The following is a 19,176-nucleotide window of genomic DNA, read 5'->3' as shown; positions in this document are numbered from 1 at the left end:
AAAAAGAATACTATTCAAAGAGCTTCTTGCAAGCAGCTCTTTGAATAGTATTACTAAAATAACAAATCCAAAGAAATATCCATTTATTCAAACATAGATGGATATTTTTCTGGGTTGGCCTCATGCATGATTGCATATACCGTCTCTACAACATCATCCGAAGATGGTTTTGAGAAATAATCACCATCCGAACCATAAGGAGGGCGATGCGCTTTTGCAGTCAATGTCCGAGGTTGGCTATCAAGTAAATAATAACCATTTTGATTTTCAAGTATTTCCTGCAGTATAAATGCGGCAGCGCCCCCAGGCACATCCTCATCTACCACTAACAACTTATTTGTTTTTTTCAGAGACTCCGCACATAATTGTCCTTTATCAAATGGCAACAAGGTCTGCGCATCAATAATCTCGATAAATATTCCCAAACGTTCTAATTCTACGGCTGCTTCTTCGACAACACGCAAAGTTGAGCCGTAAGAAACAACAGTGATATCCTGTCCTTCTTTAATGCGCTCAGCATAACCTATTGGCACTGTAAATTCACCAACATTCTCCGGCAAACGCTCTTTAAGGCGATATCCATTCAGACATTCAACAACAATAGCTGGTTCATCTGAGCGGAAAAGCGTATTATACATTCCAGCAGCTTGTGTCATATTACGAGGTACGCAGACATGCAATCCTCTTAAAGAGCCCAGTATCACAGACATCGGTGATCCCGAATGCCATACTCCCTCCAATCGGTGTCCGCGGGTACGGATAATGACCGGTGCTTTTTGCCCTCCGAAAGTACGGTAACTTAAGCTGGCTAAATCGTCACTGGCAACAGTGATACCGTAAATCAAATAATCTAAGTATTGAATTTCAGCAATTGGTTTTAACCCACGAATTGCCAATCCGATCCCTTTACCGATAATTGAATTTTCGCGGATCCCGGTATCAAATACGCGATGTGCACCGAGCTTATCCTGTAGACCTGCAAATCCTTGGTTAACATCTCCTATTTTCCCTACATCTTCCCCGAATGCCAATAAACGTTCATCACGTTGAAAATTTTCTTCAAAACAAAGATTCAAGACTTCCCGACCATCTACAATTTTAGAATCCTCACTATAAATCGCTTCCACTGTAGGCACATTGAAGGGAGAATCAACGCCATCCGTAAATAATTTGGAGTTATACCGTTTTTCGTTAATCTCCTGTTTAACCTTATACCAATTCAACAATTCCTGACGGCCTTCTGTGTCTTTTCCCTTTAGCTCATGTAGGATCTTCCGAACCTGACCATACACCTCTTTCAGAGAGGGTTCAACCATCGATTGCAGTTTTTTTGCTGCGAAGTCCGCTTTTTCATTTGGAATTCGTGACAATAGATCAATAGCTTCTTTTGCTTCAAACGCCAAAGTTCTGATATAATCAGTCCAAGCTCTTTTTTGTTCCTGGCGAACAAAATCCTTAGCCTCACGATCCAGTTGATCCAATTCTTCGTCTGTAGCGATACCCGAACTTTGTATCCACTCTTTCATTTTCGCAATACAATCGAAGTCCGTTTCCCACTGCAAGCGTTCCTGAGATTTATAACGCTCGTGGGATCCTGAAGACGAGTGCCCTTGCGGTTGTGTCAATTCAGTCACATGGATCAGACATGGGATATGCTTTTCTCTTGCAATATTTGCGGCCTGTTCGTATGTTTCACACAAGCCCGCATAATCCCAACCTCTGACTTTAAAAATTTCAATTCCGTTTGTCAGTTCCTCTTTTTGAAAACCCTTCAGTATTTCAGAAATATCACCTTTTGTGGTCTGGGTCTCATTCGATACCGAGATTCCGTAACCATCATCCCAAATAGAAATAATCGCTGGAATCTGATGTACTCCGGCAGCATTGACGACTTCAAAAAATACACCTTCTGAAGTTGCAGCATTACCTATTGTACAGAAGGTAACTTCATTTCCCCTATTCGAGAAATAGGACAAATAATCCAAGTTTCTATTTTGTTTATATAATTTAGATGCTAATCCTAGCCCCAATATTCTTGCCATCTGCCCACCTGTGGTAGATATATCCGAAAAGGAATTCTTCTGCACCGTTTGATCAAGCCAATTCCCCTGATCATCCAGCACCCGTGTAGAAAAATGACAGTTCATTTGTCGACCGGCAGAGGATGGATCAGCTTCAACATCTGGATGTGCATATAATTGAGAAAAAAAACGATAGACATCACTGATGCCTGAAGCAAATATAAATGTTTGGTCACGGTAATATCCCGATCGCCAATCGCCATTTCTGAAGACCTTAGCCATCGCAATTTGTGCCAATTCTTTTCCATCGCCAAAAATACCAAACTTCGCCTTACCAGTAAGCACTTCCTTACGTCCCAATAAACTTACGTAACGACTTTCCAAGGCGGTCCGATAATCATTCACAATAATCTTTCTGAACTCGTCAAAGCTCAAAGTGGAAATAGATTCATTGTTTTGGTCAAATGCAGTATCAAACATATTCTTTTTTGTTTCAACAAATTTAACAAAAATATTATTCTATATAATTGGTGTTTGTCAAATAATTTGACAATCAATAGTTCGTATTTGAAATAGAATATTCTAATTTCTCAAATTAGTACTTTTTGAGAAAAATTCCTAATTTTTGCAGATTTTTAATTATTATAGATAGGGATTGAACGCTAGCGGCAAGGGATCAGAAATTCATAGCTTCATGATCTCCTAAGACAAAGACTCGAGATTGAGATAGTTCTTTTTTTAAATTTTAACTTTTTACTGTGAATTTTTCGACACTACAACTCAATAAGCTCCTTTTTTCCAACATTGAGAAACAAAAGCTTTCGGTATTAACAACTGTCCAGGAACAGGCTATCCCTGCTATATTAGCTGGCGAAGATTGTCTGGCGATTGCCCCTACGGGAACCGGAAAAACCGAGGCTTTTGCCATCCCGATCGTACAACATTTATTAGAAAAAGAACAAAGAGAATCTGCCTCCGTTCTTATTCTACTTCCAACACGCGAACTCTGTATCCAAACGAAAGATCGAATTGCTAAACTGATTGAGGGTACAGGTCTCAATATTGCCAGTTTTTATGGTGGCGGAACTTACGAAAGCCAGCTTGCGGCCTATCCTAAAGCTCAGCTGATCCTAGCTACTCCAGGCAGATTACTTGACTTTTTGGAACAACAGCTTGTTGATCTAAAAGCGATAAACACCCTAGTCATTGATGAATTCGATCAATTGCTCGATCTTGGTTTTGCATTAGAAATCAATAAAATTATACAGGCACTTCCAACCGAAAGACAGTCTATTTTTGTTTCGGCGACACGCACAGCAGAAATGGATAAGATCATTCAAAAAAGGCTCAAAAATCCAATAGAAGTCAGAGTAGAAGATCATCTAAAAAAAGGAAAAATAAGCGAGTATGTATTATATGTTGATAAAAATGACAAGAAAAATCTAGTCCGTTACCTTCTTGAAAACAAAATTAAATCACAAGCCCTTATTTTCACGCGGACGGTACATGCTGTCGAACGGATTGAAGCAGATCTTCATCGAAATGGTATTTCGGCACTAGCACTATACGGTGATAAGACGCAACAGCAGCGCGAGGACATTGTCGCTAAATTTAGAAATAAAGAAAACAGGGTTTTGATTGCCACAGATTTGCTAGCAAGGGGCATAGATTTCCCCGATTTGGAAGCTATCATAAACTATGAAGTACCGGACTCTCCGGAGGTATATACGCATCGTATCGGAAGAACAGGCCGCTCTCAGGCTGACGGTACGGCCATCACACTCTGCGACGCCGAAGACAACCAAAAGTGGATCAAACTACAGTTGTCACTAAATAAACAGATACAGATTGACGATCAACATCCATTTTTATTGAGCTGGGAGAAAATGCTATCCAGTAGCCAAAACAATGGCCGAAAAGGACAATCAAAATCAAGAAAACGTCGTTAAATTATAATTATTCTTTTACTTTTACCTGCAATTAACAAAATCACAGTCCAAGATGAGTACAATACATTTATTTGACGATAGTAACAATGCGAACGACAATCGCTTAGGGGATCTGGAAAAAACCATCATCATTAATAATCTGATGGAGGTTCCTTTTGCAGAGCGGGATGAATTATGGCGTGATACCTTCTTAAATAACATCGCCGAGTGTACATTAAAACTCGCCGAAACCGAAGTAGTCGTTGGTCCGGACGGATTTCCTTATTTCCAGTTGGAAAGTGTCCCCAAAGATCAGAATTTTCAGGCCTTTGTGATCAAAAACCGTTTAAAGGATTTTGTACTACCAAAAGGCTTTGGTATTGCCATTAATACACAAAATGAAAATCCAGACTGGATATTTACCTATGGCGATCTGGTCAATTATTTCCTGAATGAAGAGTTTTATACAGACGAGAGTATTTTTTCGCAAAAAAACGAGCAAACCACAATCGGTAAAGATGAAGAAATTTTAGTTGGCCAACCCGCCGAAACGATCCTACCTTATCATGTTCGTACACAGCTTCGTGAGTTTCTGGATTATTATGGTGTCAAGAATGCCAAAATTATGCTTATCGCACGTAATTATAAAGACGAAGAAAAGGCCTCTCAAGATCTGGTATTTAATATCGTAGCCAATCAGTTTAGAACAGAGAAAGAATTTACGAATATCATGGAAGCAATTGGCTGGTTTTTACCAAGACATTACTCCTATATCGGGTTGGATGAATTTGCGGTTGAAAATGGTTTCATGCCATTATAGAAGAAAAAATTTGATTATATAAATAGAGAATAAATAATGTTTCCATTTAACGTAAGAGTATACGGGATATTGATCAACGAGAAAGAGGAAGTGCTGATCAGTGATGAAAGAACGGAAAATGTTTCATTTACCAAATTCCCCGGTGGAGGGTTAGAGTACGGCGAAGGTCTATTGGAGGCTTTAATCAGAGAATATCAAGAAGAGTGTGCATTTGACATTGACGTCGTTAAGCATATCTATACCACTGATTTTTACGAAAAATCAAGCTTCAACGATAGTCAGATCATATCAATTTATTATCAGGTCAAAAATACTTCGACCATTCAGATCAGAACGACGACTAAAGCATTTGATTTTGATCTGGATCAGAAAGTTGAAGATAATAAGCGTCAATCCTTCCGTTGGGTTCCGTTACATACACTTTCCATAGAAGATCTGACATTCAAAACCGATCAAATCGCTTGGTTGGAATTTTTGAAAACAATCAAATGATAATAAATTTCTAATTTTCGTCGATTTTATTTGTATTTAAAAAATAAACATATATCTTTACGTAAACCAATGGAAATACTTTGTTTTTTTAAAGTATTGACCTTAATAGCTACATTTTATTATTTTTTTGATATCTCGCTAAGACGAGATGGGTGCAGGGGGAAGTGATATCAAACAGACATTGGTTTATTGAATTTGTAAATTCCTAGTCCTATAGGTTTTTTAATAGTTAGTGTGATTTTATGGCGATACTCCCCGTATCGCCTTATTTTTTTCATTTTATTGCCTGTTTCCATACTCAGCATTTATCCTTGCATTTTGTCTGCTTTGTCGTATTATTATCAAGCAAGATTACTATTTGAATGCGACGAAAGAAGCAAAACACAAATTTTTGTGTAGTATATCTATATCTTTAAATCCCACCTTAGCCAATAGCTCAAGCTGATAGACCAAGGACCGCGGCGTATCTTCATGTTCTACATAGGCAAAAACATGGTCACAATATGCTTCGTTTTGCAATTTAGTCAAGTACGCACCATATTTCTCACGATAGATCAGCTGTTGAAGAGGGACACTATTTTGTTCGATTAAATCGAAAATCCATACACTTCCCCCGCTTTTGAGAAGTTTAAAAAGTTTGCGAAATGCTGTCTCCCAATCTTGATCGTCTCTCAAATGATGCAAAACTGCTGTCGCAATAATCACATCAAATTTCTCCTCAGACAGATCGGCTTGTCGAAAATCGCCTTTAATCAAATGAACTGCGCCAGTTGTAAGTACGCCAACACGTTCTTTGGCTCGCTCCAACATTGGCAAACTCAGATCGACCAAGGTAACATCCGGATTGGACCTGACTTTCTGAAGCAGTTTCACATCATAATTACCTGCACCGCAGCCGATATCCAACACCTGCTCAAGATTCGGGTAGAGCGATGAAATTGCGTCTGTTATAAGTTCCATATTCCAGACCGCATCCAATGTAGTCGCCTGACCTGTTTCTAAATTAGAGAACCGTTCGACATCTTTGTCAAATCGCGTTTCAATTTCTTGTAATGTTGCCTTACTCATAGCTAAATAAATATTTGTGAGCTCAAATGCCCGGTTTGTCATTCCATGGAAATATCGAATATCCAAGTTATTTTCATAAGCGCTTTTTGCATTCTATGCATTGATATCACCTATAAATTTTAATTATTTAAAGGTAGGATTAACTCAAATTCATTAAAAATATTTATTTTGTCATCGATTCATACCAAAAAAGTATCAATGGAAATCCGACATCTTATTTATTTCAAAACAGTAGCCGAGGAACTCCACTTCGGAAGGGCTGCTGAGCGGTTATTTATGTCCCAACCACCGTTAAGTCGACAAATCAAAGATCTTGAAGATGAGCTGGGTGTTATACTCTTTTTCAGAACGAACAAAAGGGTAGAACTGACCGAAGCCGGTAAATACTTTTTGGAAGAGGTTGTTGAGATACTTCAAAACTTAGCGCATAGCAAAACGATCACAAAACAGATCCATAACAATATTTCAGGCGAATTTAAATTGGGCTATATCAGTTCCACACCAAAGCAGATGTTGGCAACCGTCTTGAAACAGATTCAACAAAAATTCCCCTATCTACGGGTCAGCTTGTTTGAGACATCAACACAAAAACAGAAAACAGCCCTGGAAAATGGAAAACTGGATCTCGGCATTATGCGTGCGCCTATTTACGCGAGCGAACTGCTCGTCACTCCCCTATTTGAAGATCCCATGGTTATTGCTGGATCCACGGAAGTAGACTTTAAGAACATCAATTTTTTCAATGAAAATTTTATCTCTTTCAATCAAAAATATGCTTCTGAATATCATCGCCTAACAATCAATACCTGTAATCGCATGGGGTTTGAGCCCAAAATTGTGCACCAAAGCAATTCTATGTCTTCTATCCTTGAACTCGTTTCACAGGGATTAGGTTTGGCCGTGGTCCCGGCATCCACGATAAAACAGTATCCACATTTAAAATTGAAAATCCTGAAACTTGATGACGTAGATAGTAAAACAGAGGTAATTTTGGTTTCGAATATAAAAAGTAAGAATAGTGCTCTTGCTGAATTTATTCAATGTATTCAAAAAGAATATCTTAAATTCAATAAAGGTTAGTAACCAACCCTGATTATTTTATTCCCGTAGACATTATGAAAAAGACTATCATTATCATCTTTCACTTAGCGCTGTTACTCCCCGTATTATTGTTCGGACAAGAGACTTCAGAAATTGACCAACGATTGCAAACTATTATGCAACGATATCAAGCAATAGGACTTAGTGTAGTGCTGGTAAAAAACAACCAGATTTATTTTCATAAGAGTTATGGTAACAAAAGTATCGAGGACAAGACTTTGCTCGATGACAATGATATCTTTCGGATCGCTTCCATATCAAAGTCATTTACCGCGACATCTTTTATGCAACTTTTGAAGCAGGGGCGATGTTCTTTAGATGATGATTTCGGAGATCTTATCGGTTTTCCGATTAGAAATCCAAATTATCCCGAGGAAAAAATTACCCTTCGAATGATACTTTCTCACACCTCGAGCATTAATGATCAAAACGGTTATTTTAATCTGGATGTGATCAATCCAACCAAAAATCCGAATTGGAAAAGTTCTTATAATAATTATACACCAGGCAGTCAATATCAGTATTGTAATCTAAATTTTAATATGGCTGGCGCCGTATTGGAAAAATTGACGCAGATGCGTTTTGATAACTACATCTCCAAAAACATTCTTAAGCCATTGCATCTTTATGGTGGATATTGTGTTGACTCGCTAGATCATTCGAGATTAGTCCCTTTATATTCATTCGATAACAACGCTAATATTATCGAAGAACCGAATGCATATGCACCAAGGCGTGACGAACTTGCAGCTTATCAATTAGGCTATACGACTCCTGTCCTCTCCCCGACTGGTGGAATGAAGATCTCGACACTCGATCTCGCAAAATATATGCTGATGCATATGAACTATGGGGTGGCTAGCGGGAAGAAAATAATGGATAAAAAATATGCAAAGATCATGCAAACAGCTGTTAATAGCGATGCAGGATATGGCCTCGCCATTATGAACGAAAATACGGTAATTCCAGGTGTTACATTAACGGGACATACGGGATCTGCTTACGGCTTATATAGCGCAATGTTTTTCAATCCTGTAAAAAAATATGGATTTGTAGTGATCACCAATGGTTGCAACATACCTGATAGCGAAAATTTTAATCCACTGCTCAAAGACTGCATCCGCGCCTTATATGACACGTATATAAAATAGGCTAATATTCAGTAAAAAAGTTCCACAATTTTTATTTTCAATCGTTTATTTTAACTGCGAAAAAAAGGCTTGATAAGCAGAAGAGTTGGAGCACTTTCAGAATCATCCCGCTGTCTTTCAGCCATAAAAATACCCCCAAATAGTTGAACACTATTTGGGGGTATAGCTGTATTTCTTGCTTTTTACTTATTTCTTATTTCCTACCCAATTTACAATCGCTGGATCCAGTGGATTGGTAGCTGATCGAAAGCGATGTACTAATTTACCATTTTCGTCGATCAGGAATTTTTCAAAGTTCCATTTAATCTCTCCTGTAAAATCGGGATTTTCCTGTGTGACCAGATATTTAAATAAAGGTGAAATCTGATCCCCTTTAACTTCCACTTTTTCAGCCATTAAAAAGTCTACACCATAGTTTTGTTCACAGAATTCCTGAATCTCTGAATTGGAGCCAGGTTCTTGCTGTCCAAAGTTATTCGCCGGAAAACCAATGATAACCAATTTGTCGCCAAATGTTTTGTGTAGTTCTTCCAGGTCCTTATACTGTTTCGTAAAACCGCATTTAGAAGCCGTATTGACAATCAATATCTTCTTTCCTTTGAAATCGGACATTTTCACCTCCTGCCCTTCTAGCGTCTTAAAAGTGAAATTATAAATTTCGGGATTGCCAAATAACATTGACATGTACACCATAATAGTTGCTACGATCATATTTATTTAATTTAAAGACTCAACAATGAGTTACTCTCTCTTTCCAGCACCGCATTGAACAATTCGTTAATAGGTGACTTTAGTATTGTTCCGACCTTGATCTGATGTGTTTCACACACTTCACGCAATAACAGATCAAAGCTATAAGCAATTGAGCCAACAAAGTGGCACTCATACTGTGTATAATCCGCATAAGTCAAAATAGAGGCCTGAACAAACTCTTCAAAACCACCTTTTACCAGATCAATAATAAATGGATGGGTAATATTATCAGACATAAATGGTGCAAAGGAGGCTAAAAAAGCATTCGGCCGTTCTTTTTGGTACACATTTTTGATAACAACCTCTTTATTTATACGGTATTTAACGGCGAATTTCTCATTCAAATCTTTTGGCATACGCCCATATAAAAATAAGCGTAGGAGCTTTTTACCGAAGTAAGCGCCCGAACCTTCGTCTCCCAGCACATAACCATTACCATTGTGGGAGGCCATGAGCTCCTCACCATCAAAAAAGCTAAGATCCGATCCAGTACCAAGTGTAGCTACATAACCTTTTTTATTGCCACAGGTTGCTAAAGCACTACCAAAAAGGTCGTTCTCAACTGCGATATAAGCATTTTCAAATAAAGGGGTCAATGCATTTGAAACCATTTCACGACGGTCAGGGGTAATACAGCCCGCCCCAAAAAAATAAAGCTCTGTAACCTCGTCAGCATAGGGTATTATTTCAGGTATTTCTTTAATAACCCGTGTGATTTCTTTTTCATTAACGAAAAAAGGATTGAGTCCATTTGTACTGAACGAAATAGGATCACTATCAGGCAATTCCAATTTCCAATCTGACTTTGACGAGCCACTATCAACAACTAAGATCATACAAATTCTTGATTATTTTCCCCTTATAAACTAGTGTATCAAATATACAAAAATTACCTCCAAACTGAAACGACGATTCTTAAAGAAAATACGTATCTTGGAATTCTTATGTGACATCTTTACAATCCAATGAGACTTTTTGAATCAATCAAAGTAAGACGGATCTAATAAGCTATTGAAGAACCAACAAAACATTTTTTTGTTTGATTTAAGCATAAGATACTTTTAATTTTGTAAGCGCATACTAAAATTATTTTTCATGGATAGTGACCATTTAAATGTACCTACAATAAACTTTGAGGTATCATTTCCAGAAGTACAAGCTCATTACATTGACGTAAAGATGAGCATCAAAAAACTCAATCAACCCTATGTTGATCTAAAAATGCCAGTCTGGTCACCAGGTTCCTACTTAATTCGTGAATACGCAAAAAATGTAGAGCGATTTAAACCTGTCGATGCCAATGGAAATCCCATTCCTTTCAGCAAAATATCAAAAAATACTTGGCGTGTTACAATAGATGCACTGGATCAGATAGATGTCCACTATTCGGTATATGGCTTTGAGGTCTCTGTCCGTACAAATTTTTTCGACAGCGACCACGCATTTATCGTCCCAACAGCAACATTTCTACATATTGAAGGCTATCTTAACGTCCCTTCGACGATCGTTATTGTGCCAAAAGAAACCTGGAAAAGTATATCAACAGGACTTGAACGGTTGACGCAGCATACTTTCCATGCGCCCAACTTTGACGTTTTATATGACAGTCCGATTGAAGTAGGCAACCAGGATATTTGGAAGTTTCATGCTGCAGGCGTAGAACATGAGTGCGCAATGGTGGGTGGTGGCTCCTATGACAAAGAACGTCTTACCACAGACATTACACGTATTGTGGAAGAAGAAACCCGCATTTGGGGATCAAACCCCAACAAACGTTATGTCATTATCACACACAACTATCAATCTGGTGGTGGCGGTCTTGAGCACCTCAACTCTACCGTACTGGGGGCTTCGAGAAATGCATATCGCAATGAACACAGCTACAAAACATATCTGAGCCTCGTAGCCCATGAATATTTCCACCTATGGAATGTAAAGCGTCTTCGCCCCAAGGCATTGGGCCCATTTGACTATGATGGGGAGAACTATACCACAGGATTATGGATCATGGAAGGGGTGACCTCCTATTATGATAATTTAATCATCAAACGCTGTGGGTTCTATGATGAAAAGGAATACCTTTCATTATTGGTCAATGATTTTAATATTATATTGAACCGTCCAGGACATGAGATACAGTCTGCGGCTGCATCAAGCTTTGATACTTGGATCAAATATTATAGACCAGATGAAAATGCCATTAATTCGGCTATTTCTTATTATAACAAAGGGGCTATGCTTACCGCCCTGCTTGATATCAAAGTAATAGCAGCCACAGATGGAAAAATAAAATTAGACGACATCCTCCGTGCTGCTTATGAAGAATTCTTCTTAAAACTTGACCGTGGCTTTGAAGAAAAAGAGTTTCAGAGCCTCGCGGAGCGTATTGCTGGCACCTCGCTGGATGATATATTCCAGGCAGCACATCAGGATGGCGAACTCGATTACAACGCTTATTTTAATTTGGTAGGATATGAAATTGTGGATACCAACGAAGATAATGACACATTAACCTTGGGTATCACGACCAACAAAGCAGATGGTGTAATCAGTGTTGCGACTGTTGAAAAAGGAACAGGTGCCTACGATGCTGGTTTAAATGTCAGAGATGAATTAATTGCAATCAATAATATCAGACTTGATTTAAAAGACAAGGAAATTGATTTTATCATCCAACATGCTACTGATGGTGAAATATTGAATTTCCTTATTGCAAGAGACGGCTTAATTCGAGAGATACCCGTTCAAATCAGAAAAAATAACAAGAAGATTCATGAAATCCGTCCGCTTAAAGACCAAACCTTTCTGCAGGAACTGTTGGGAAAAATCTGGATGGCTTAATGTGAACGTTAGTCAACTGTACCATTTAACAGAAAGAGCAGAAATATATTTCTGCTCTTTCTGTTAATTTTAAAACTTATATCTTACCGAGAATCCAATAGGATCAAATATCTTGAGGCTGGATTCATTCAAAAAATCAAAATAAGGTTTTACATCCAATGAAATCTGAAATGGGGCTTGGGGAATATTATACTCTATCCCGACAATACCATCTATACTTAAATTAAGATGTGAATCAAAGGATTGACGTTGACCATTTATAATTTTGTCTTTTTCTTTGTACGATCCGATACTTCCACCAAAACCATAGTACCAATTTAAACCTGTCGCTAAAGGTTTGTAAATTTCATACAATCCAACTACACGAAATCGGCGGAAATCAGAATTGCTTTGAATACTCATAATACCTTCTAACGCATGATTTGAATTAAGTGTATGACGATAAGTAATCCCTTGAGCAGAACCAAACCGCCCACCAATAGCGCCTTTATTATCCAGCTGAGCTACAGCTTTATTGGATAACGCACCAAACATCAGCATTCCACCGACAGCCAAAAATATTTTTCTCATAAAAATTGAACGCTTTATACTCTACTTTATATCTTTCAAAAGTAACAATTACAGCTATAACGACACAATGTTTAATTTGTTATGACATTAATCCCAATATCTCCAACTTTATTTCTGATATTTTTTTTATATTTAAGTCAATAGTGATAACCAAATAAACTCAAGTGATATGGGCAGAATTTTTGACTTTATAACCTTATATAAAGAAAAATACGCAAAGGACATTATGGTGGCGGGCAGAGATTCCAGTGGCAACTGGAAAACTTACTCCACCAAAGAATATACGGAGGCAATTGATTCCTTGAGTAGGGCTCTATTGAAATTGGAGCTTAAGAAAGGGGATCGTGTCGGAATAATGTCCGGTAATAGACCGGAATGGAACTTGGTTGATTTTGCCTGCAATCAAATCGGGCTTGCAACAGTCCCGCTCTACCCGACATTATCTACACAAGATCTTTCATTTATTGTGAACGATTCCGATGTTAAGGTGTTATTTGTAAGCAATAAAGACTTGACTGCCCGTATTGAGCAGGCGATCAAGGAACATGGCATACAACCGCAGGTATATACCTTTGACCAGATTGAAAATCATACTCCTCTAACTGAGTTAATTGCAAGCGCAAAAGGAGATACGACTGATCTGTCCACTCATCGAGATAGTGTTACCGAAGATGATCTATTGACCTTGATTTATACCTCTGGCACCACAGGGCGTCCCAAAGGTGTTTACCTATCTCATAAAAATGTCTATAGCAATGTCACCGCCTGCAATTACCTGATACGGGAGGATTTCAAAACTGCACTTAGTTTTCTTCCGTTATGCCATATTTTCGAACGTATGGTTGTGTATATGTACTATTCAAAGGGGATTCAAATTTACTTCTCAGAAACCCTGGATAATGTCGTTGCTGATATTAACGATGTAAAACCAGATGTCTTTACAACGGTACCACGTGTACTGGAAAAAGTCTACGACAAGATCATTGAAAAAGGTAAAGCACTGACCGGTATTAAAAAGAAACTATTCTTCTGGGCAGTAGACTTAGGGTTAAAATTCCAGGAGCCAGGCAAAAATGGCATGCTCTATTCGATTAAACTGGGCATTGCCCGTAAGCTGATCTTTTCTAAATGGCAGGAAGCATTGGGAGGTAATATTAAGATTATTGTCTCAGGCGGTGCCGCCCTTCAAGAGCGCTTAGCGCGTATATTTTGGGCTGCTGACCTCAAGGTGCTTGAAGGATATGGATTGACGGAAACATCTCCTGTTATAGCCGTAAACTCGTATCTACCGAATGGACTAAAATTTGGAACAGTTGGAAAACCGCTTAAAAACCTTGAAGTAAAAATCGCATCAGATGGTGAGATCCTAGTGAAAGGCCCTAGTATAACTACAGGCTATTATCAAAACGAGGAAGCCACTAAGGAAGCTTTCGATGAAAATGGTTTCTTCAAAACCGGAGATATTGGCGAAATTACGACAGATGGTTTCTTAAAGATTACTGATCGAAAGAAAGAGATGTTTAAAACAGCTGGCGGAAAATACATTGCACCGCAGTCTATTGAAAACAAATTAATGGAATCAACCTTGATCGGCCAGGTAATGGTAATCGGCGAGAATCGCAAATTTCCGAGTGCATTAATCGTACCTGCTTTTGATGTCCTTTCAAAATGGGCTGCCCAAAAAGGGATATCCAGTAGTTCAAATGAAGAACTTATCAAAAATTCCGACGTTGTTCAAAAATACCAAGAGGAAATAAACCGATTATCAGGTAACTTTGGCCATTGGGAGATTGTCAAGAAATTTATTCTTTTACCAAAAGAATGGTCAATAAATGAAGGTCAATTGACCCCAAAATTGAGTTTGAAACGAAAAGTTATTTTAAAAGAGAATGAAACTGCGATCGACAAATTGTATGTGGAACAGAATCAAGAATAACAATTTGCACGATTATTGGAGCGGATAATCTTATTATGAAGCACGTTACACTAAAAGATTTATTTACATTCGGGTACTGGAAAAATATTTGGCAGGTCATGATTGATGCCTTCAACGGATTCAATGATGACAAGTGCATGAAAAAAAGTGCGTCGCTAGCCTATTATACGATCTTTTCGATCGGTCCGTTGCTAATGATCGTCATTTGGTGTATCGGTTTCTTTTATGGTGAACATCTTCAAAGTGGTTCTTCTGCACAAGATGAAGTGCTGGACGAAGTTACGATACTTTTTGGACAGGGTGTGACCACGCAGATTCAATCCTATCTTCAGAAAATTACTTTTGAAAACAAATCCAATATAGGCATTACAGTCGGTATTGTTACTTTGGTCCTTTCCTCCACGACTTTATTTGTCGATATCCAGGATTCAATAAACAATATCTGGAAAGTGAAGCCTAAACCCAAGAAAGGATGGTTAAAATTGATCATCAATAGACTCATCTCCTTTTCCATCGTGATTGCTTTAGGCTTCTTATTAATTGCTTCATTGATGATAAACGGAGTTATTGTCGCGGTCACCAACCTGGTTATGACCTATTTCCCCATTATTCCGATTGCCCTGATATCTTGGGTAAATACCGGCATTACGTTTTCTGTCATTGTGATACTATTTGGATTTATCTTCTCATTCTTACCGGATGCCAAGGTGAAATTCCGCGATATGCTCGGTGGAGCTATTTTCACTGGCCTTCTTTTTATGCTGGGTCGCTATGGTATCTCGATTTATCTCAACCTCTCCTCCACGGCGAGTTTTTACGGTGCCGCAGGCTCTATCATCATTATGTTATTGTGGATCTATTATTCCGCAGCAATACTCTACTTTGGAGCTGAGTTTACCAAGTTTTATGCGATCAAATTTGGAGCGGGTATTGTTCCATCCGCATTTGCCGTTGCTGTTGAACAAACAGAAAAAGTCAAGAAAATGGGCTCCGATGCAGAAGCCCATATCGGAGATACGATTCAAGTCTTAAAGTAGTCACACTATTTTTTTTCTTTTTTCCCACTGATAGAGCCATCTATTCCGATCACATCAATAACCCTGTCACCAATTTGTGTGATATCTGATTTCAGTCCGATCATCACCGTAAAAATATTGACCGGTGTATCCTGTATCTTTCTGAAATTGTGCAAGTAACCTAATTCCAATCCAAGGAAAAAGCCATTGAATTTATAGTCAGCTCCAGCCCCTAGTTTGCTGGACAGGTTAAAACGATTTATATTTTCCATCTTAACCAGCTTCTGATCAGCCATTACATTCGCACGGGGTTCACTTGTCAAGCCTATTCCAGGCCCAAGAAAACCGTAAACATTCAATCGACGCATCTGTTTTCGCACACCGCCCGAAAATGCGAAAGTATAAAAATTCGTATTTGCATCCTCAATACGATAAGCAAAATTCGGATCAGGTAAGCGCTGTTTATATTTGAATGACAGGGTATACAATGTTGGCGACACAAAAAACATCGAATTTTTAAGGGAGATATCCAGACCAATACTACCAGAAAATTTTGGAGAGAGTATATCTTTCGTTTTGCCTATAGGAAATCCCATTCCGGTGGTTCCCCAATAGTAAACTTTCCGATAATGTATTGTATCAACACCGTTCTGGGCATAAGTAGCAATGCTAAACAAAGGAAGAAGAACGAAAACAAGAAGAAGTCTATTCATTTAAAAGCGTTTAATATTGAATAAGAACAATATTAAACGCAGAATGTTCAAGGTATCTAAAATAATTTAAAGATAGCTTTTGGACTGTGGACCTTGATTAAATAACAGATCGATAATACTCAAATCTGGATAGAAACCATTTTTATCCAAGAAAACCTGATAGTACTCTTTGGGTGCAACCAATATACTTTCCTTTTTCGGATGTATGATTTCCCGATAATCGATCGTGTCCGCATCATTGACCGTATATTCCTCGGTAAAAGAAACTGTTCTTTTTAGCTTAGTTGATTTTAGTATCAATTCCAACTGTGCAACGTTGAAGTCCAAGAGATAATCGAACTTTTCTTGATAAAAACGATTAAAATCATCTTCATAATATTCAAAATACGCAGAACTTCGATAGGCGGTCTGAATACTTAACCAATGTAAGCGCTGCCAGTCAAATTCATAACTTATCCGGATATCTTTCATTGGGACGCGTTCCTTATTACCATGTTGTATTGGAACGATTAAATCCTGTACTCCATTGGCAGAAGCAATGCGCGCCCGCGTACGATAGCTTTGTTTTTGAAAATGTTCATATTTTTCGATTACAATAGGGAGATTATTTTCCTGAATGGTATGAAAATAAGATATCGGCGGAAGATAACATGCTGGAAGTATTAACTGCGATTCCATAAAAACTGATGATTTTTGTTATAAGTGACGCAAAAATAACTTAATTTAAGGATATTTGTAAAATACAACTGGGAATTTTAGCTATAGCATGAAACAAAAAGCGTTAAACGCATTAATCTATGTCATCTCTCTTCTCCCCTATTGGTTTCTATATTTGATTTCCGATGGGCTTTATTATATCCTCTATTATATGATAGGGTATAGAAAGGGTATCGTATTCCAAAATTTAGAAAACGCTTTTCCCGAAAAAACCGAGGCTGAAAGATTGGTAATAGCAAAAAAATTCTACCGCTTTTTTCCGGATTTACTTGTGGAATCCATTAAGCTAAAAACGATTTCAGCCAAAGAAGTCAAGCGGAAAATGACATTAGAAAATGAAGAGGAACTGACGCGCCATCTTGCTGCCGGGAAAAATGTGATTGGGGTAACCTCGCATTATGCCAACTGGGAACTCGGGATACACCGTCTGAGTTTGATCACTGATTTTCCAACATTGATTGTTTACAAACCGTTAAACAACAAGGATATTGATACAGTCTACAATACGATGCGTGGTCGTTTTGGTGCAGAAATGGTTCCAATGAAACAAATTCTCCGGCATATTGTAAAATTGAAGGGGCAACCCAATGTTAGTATGCTAGTAGCTGATCAGACCCCATTATATTCAGACTCTGATTATTTTATCAATTGGTTGAATCAAGAAACATTGGTCTATACAGGAGCTGAGCGGCTATCAAGAATAAGCAAAGCCCCTGTTGTATTTTGTTATATTGGCCGAAAGGCAAAAAGAGGACAATACTTCTGCAAGTTTGTGACTTTGGTAGAGGACCCTTCTGAATTTGCCGAACATGAAATAACCGATTTGCACAATCGCTTTGCGGAGCAAATAATTCGTGAAAATCCCGAATATTGGCTTTGGTCACATAATCGCTGGAAAAGGAAACGTAGAAAATGAGTAAATTACCAAAAGTAGCTGTTGTCATACTGAACTGGAATGGTCGTTTCTTCCTGGAGAAATTCTTACCTTCTGTTTACAACAGTTCTTATCCAAATATTGAGTTCGTCATTGGAGACAATGCATCGGATGATGATTCTATTCTGTTTGTTAAGCAGTACTATCCCACCATTACCATTCTTGAAAACGACAAGAATTATGGTTTTGCCGGTGGTTACAACAAAATCCTGGACCGTGTAGATGCGGATTATTATGTCTTGTTAAATTCAGATGTAGAAGTTAGCCAAAACTGGATAGAGCCTGTTATTACATATATGGAGCGTAATCCGGGTATTGCTGCCGCACAACCCAAGATCCTATCCTTTCATAATAAGGAGAAATTTGAGCATGCCGGTGCTGCCGGAGGCTACCTGGACTATTTTGGTTTTCCTTTTTGCAGAGGAAGAATTTTACATGAGGTAGAGGAAGACCATGAGCAGTACAATCAGGAATCCGAGATTTTCTGGGCATCAGGAGCCGCACTTTTTATCCGCGAGAAAGCCTGGAAAGAAGCAAATGGCCTGGATGAAGATTTCTTTGCCCATATGGAGGAAATTGACCTATGTTGGCGATTGAAAAAAATGGGTTATGGTATAGGTTACTGTCCAACGTCTGTTGTCTATCATGTAGGTGGCGGAACATTAAATGCCAGCAACCCCAAGAAGACCTACCTAAATTTCAGGAATAATCTCGTTATGTTGCAAAAGAACCTACCTTTGGGTAAGGCAATTTGGATAATTTTCCTACGGCTTTGGTTCGATTTGGCCGCATTGATGAAGTTTCTAATTGACCGAAAGCCGAAAGATGCATGGGCGATCAGTCGCGCGCATCAGTATTTCTTCCTAAATATTTTTAAAAATGCTAGAAAACGAAAGAAATATACGGCGATAGAAAACCAGACAGGACAATACAATAATTCAATTATTATTGATTTTTACACGAATAATAAACATAAATTTTCGCAATTGAATCCAAAGGATTTCAAATAAGGCATTTGAAGTTCGGATCGTAAAATGCACAAAAACGCATTTTAGAAATAAGGCACTCTTTACAACAAGATTCTTTATTTATTTTATTTAAACGTACTTTTTATT

17 protein-coding genes are annotated in these 19,176 nt (G+C 38.2%); 10 read left to right on the top strand and 7 right to left on the bottom strand.

The window, feature by feature from the left end:
• Positions 1–83: 83 nt before the first annotated feature.
• A complete protein-coding gene (locus ABFX33_RS24850; RefSeq protein WP_346088918.1) occupies positions 84–2,501 on the bottom strand; it encodes an alpha-ketoacid dehydrogenase subunit alpha/beta in 2,418 nt (805 codons plus the stop codon).
• Between the two features lie 278 nt (positions 2,502–2,779).
• Here ABFX33_RS24850 and ABFX33_RS24845 point away from each other — a divergent pair, with 278 nt between their 5' ends.
• Genes ABFX33_RS24845 through ABFX33_RS24835 form a run of 3 tightly spaced genes read left to right on the top strand, consistent with a single transcriptional unit; the run spans position 2,780 to position 5,261 of the window.
• The gene (locus ABFX33_RS24845; RefSeq protein WP_346088916.1) at positions 2,780–3,970 is read left to right on the top strand and encodes a DEAD/DEAH box helicase; all 1,191 of its coding nucleotides are present in this window, start codon (positions 2,780–2,782) and stop codon (positions 3,968–3,970) included.
• A gap of 52 nt (positions 3,971–4,022) precedes the next feature.
• The gene (locus ABFX33_RS24840) at positions 4,023–4,769 is read left to right on the top strand and encodes a hypothetical protein (RefSeq protein WP_346088914.1); all 747 of its coding nucleotides are present in this window, start codon (positions 4,023–4,025) and stop codon (positions 4,767–4,769) included.
• Between the two features lie 36 nt (positions 4,770–4,805).
• The gene (locus ABFX33_RS24835) at positions 4,806–5,261 is read left to right on the top strand and encodes an NUDIX domain-containing protein (RefSeq protein WP_257087738.1); all 456 of its coding nucleotides are present in this window, start codon (positions 4,806–4,808) and stop codon (positions 5,259–5,261) included.
• A gap of 354 nt (positions 5,262–5,615) precedes the next feature.
• On the opposite strand, the gene ABFX33_RS24830 is transcribed toward ABFX33_RS24835, so the two are convergent.
• A complete protein-coding gene (locus ABFX33_RS24830; RefSeq protein ID WP_346088912.1) occupies positions 5,616–6,371 on the bottom strand; it encodes a class I SAM-dependent methyltransferase in 756 nt (251 codons plus the stop codon).
• Positions 6,372–6,527: 156 nt separating this feature from the next.
• Between ABFX33_RS24830 and ABFX33_RS24825 the strand changes: the two genes are divergently transcribed.
• Positions 6,528–7,409: a LysR family transcriptional regulator gene (locus ABFX33_RS24825; protein WP_346088911.1), complete on the top strand. Its 882-nt coding sequence runs from the start codon at positions 6,528–6,530 to the stop codon at positions 7,407–7,409.
• A gap of 35 nt (positions 7,410–7,444) precedes the next feature.
• Positions 7,445–8,581: a serine hydrolase domain-containing protein gene (locus ABFX33_RS24820; RefSeq protein ID WP_346088909.1), complete on the top strand. Its 1,137-nt coding sequence runs from the start codon at positions 7,445–7,447 to the stop codon at positions 8,579–8,581.
• Positions 8,582–8,767: 186 nt separating this feature from the next.
• On the opposite strand, the gene ABFX33_RS24815 is transcribed toward ABFX33_RS24820, so the two are convergent.
• Both ABFX33_RS24815 and ABFX33_RS24810 read right to left on the bottom strand, forming a co-directional pair.
• A complete protein-coding gene (locus ABFX33_RS24815; RefSeq protein WP_257087734.1) occupies positions 8,768–9,292 on the bottom strand; it encodes a glutathione peroxidase in 525 nt (174 codons plus the stop codon).
• 11 nt (positions 9,293–9,303) lie between these two features.
• The gene (locus ABFX33_RS24810) at positions 9,304–10,170 is read right to left on the bottom strand and encodes an N-acetylglucosamine kinase (protein WP_346088908.1); all 867 of its coding nucleotides are present in this window, start codon (positions 10,168–10,170) and stop codon (positions 9,304–9,306) included.
• A gap of 259 nt (positions 10,171–10,429) precedes the next feature.
• On the opposite strand from ABFX33_RS24810, the gene ABFX33_RS24805 reads away from it, so the two are divergent.
• Positions 10,430–12,175, top strand: a complete 1,746-nt coding sequence (locus tag ABFX33_RS24805; RefSeq protein ID WP_346088907.1) for a M61 family metallopeptidase — start codon at positions 10,430–10,432, stop codon at positions 12,173–12,175.
• Between the two features lie 69 nt (positions 12,176–12,244).
• Here ABFX33_RS24805 and ABFX33_RS24800 read toward each other — a convergent pair whose 3' ends face one another.
• Entirely contained in the window at positions 12,245–12,745 is a 501-nt protein-coding gene (locus tag ABFX33_RS24800; protein WP_120261971.1) for a hypothetical protein, read from the bottom strand.
• A gap of 169 nt (positions 12,746–12,914) precedes the next feature.
• Between ABFX33_RS24800 and ABFX33_RS24795 the strand changes: the two genes are divergently transcribed.
• Positions 12,915–14,681: an AMP-dependent synthetase/ligase gene (locus ABFX33_RS24795; RefSeq protein WP_346088905.1), complete on the top strand. Its 1,767-nt coding sequence runs from the start codon at positions 12,915–12,917 to the stop codon at positions 14,679–14,681.
• A 35-nt stretch (positions 14,682–14,716) separates the two neighbouring features.
• Complete coding sequence (locus ABFX33_RS24790; protein WP_120261973.1) at positions 14,717–15,718, top strand: YihY/virulence factor BrkB family protein; 1,002 nt, start codon at positions 14,717–14,719, stop codon at positions 15,716–15,718.
• Positions 15,719–15,723: 5 nt separating this feature from the next.
• Here ABFX33_RS24790 and ABFX33_RS24785 read toward each other — a convergent pair whose 3' ends face one another.
• The gene (locus ABFX33_RS24785; RefSeq protein WP_120261974.1) at positions 15,724–16,410 is read right to left on the bottom strand and encodes a hypothetical protein; all 687 of its coding nucleotides are present in this window, start codon (positions 16,408–16,410) and stop codon (positions 15,724–15,726) included.
• A gap of 66 nt (positions 16,411–16,476) precedes the next feature.
• Positions 16,477–17,088, bottom strand: coding sequence for a WbqC family protein (locus ABFX33_RS24780; RefSeq protein ID WP_257087728.1), 612 nt, complete (start codon positions 17,086–17,088; stop codon positions 16,477–16,479).
• 88 nt (positions 17,089–17,176) lie between these two features.
• On the opposite strand from ABFX33_RS24780, the gene ABFX33_RS24775 reads away from it, so the two are divergent.
• Both ABFX33_RS24775 and ABFX33_RS24770 read left to right on the top strand, forming a co-directional pair.
• Positions 17,177–18,043: a lysophospholipid acyltransferase family protein gene (locus ABFX33_RS24775; protein WP_346088903.1), complete on the top strand. Its 867-nt coding sequence runs from the start codon at positions 17,177–17,179 to the stop codon at positions 18,041–18,043.
• Positions 18,040–19,071, top strand: a complete 1,032-nt coding sequence (locus tag ABFX33_RS24770; RefSeq protein ID WP_257087726.1) for a glycosyltransferase family 2 protein — start codon at positions 18,040–18,042, stop codon at positions 19,069–19,071. Before ABFX33_RS24775 ends, ABFX33_RS24770 begins: the two co-directional genes overlap by 4 nt.
• Positions 19,072–19,176: the final 105 nt, after the last annotated feature.

Origin of the sequence: Sphingobacterium ginsenosidimutans (assembly GCF_039536865.1) — a bacterium.
Lineage (GTDB): Bacteria > Bacteroidota > Bacteroidia > Sphingobacteriales > Sphingobacteriaceae > Sphingobacterium > Sphingobacterium detergens.
This window is presented reverse-complemented; position numbering and strand designations above follow the sequence as displayed.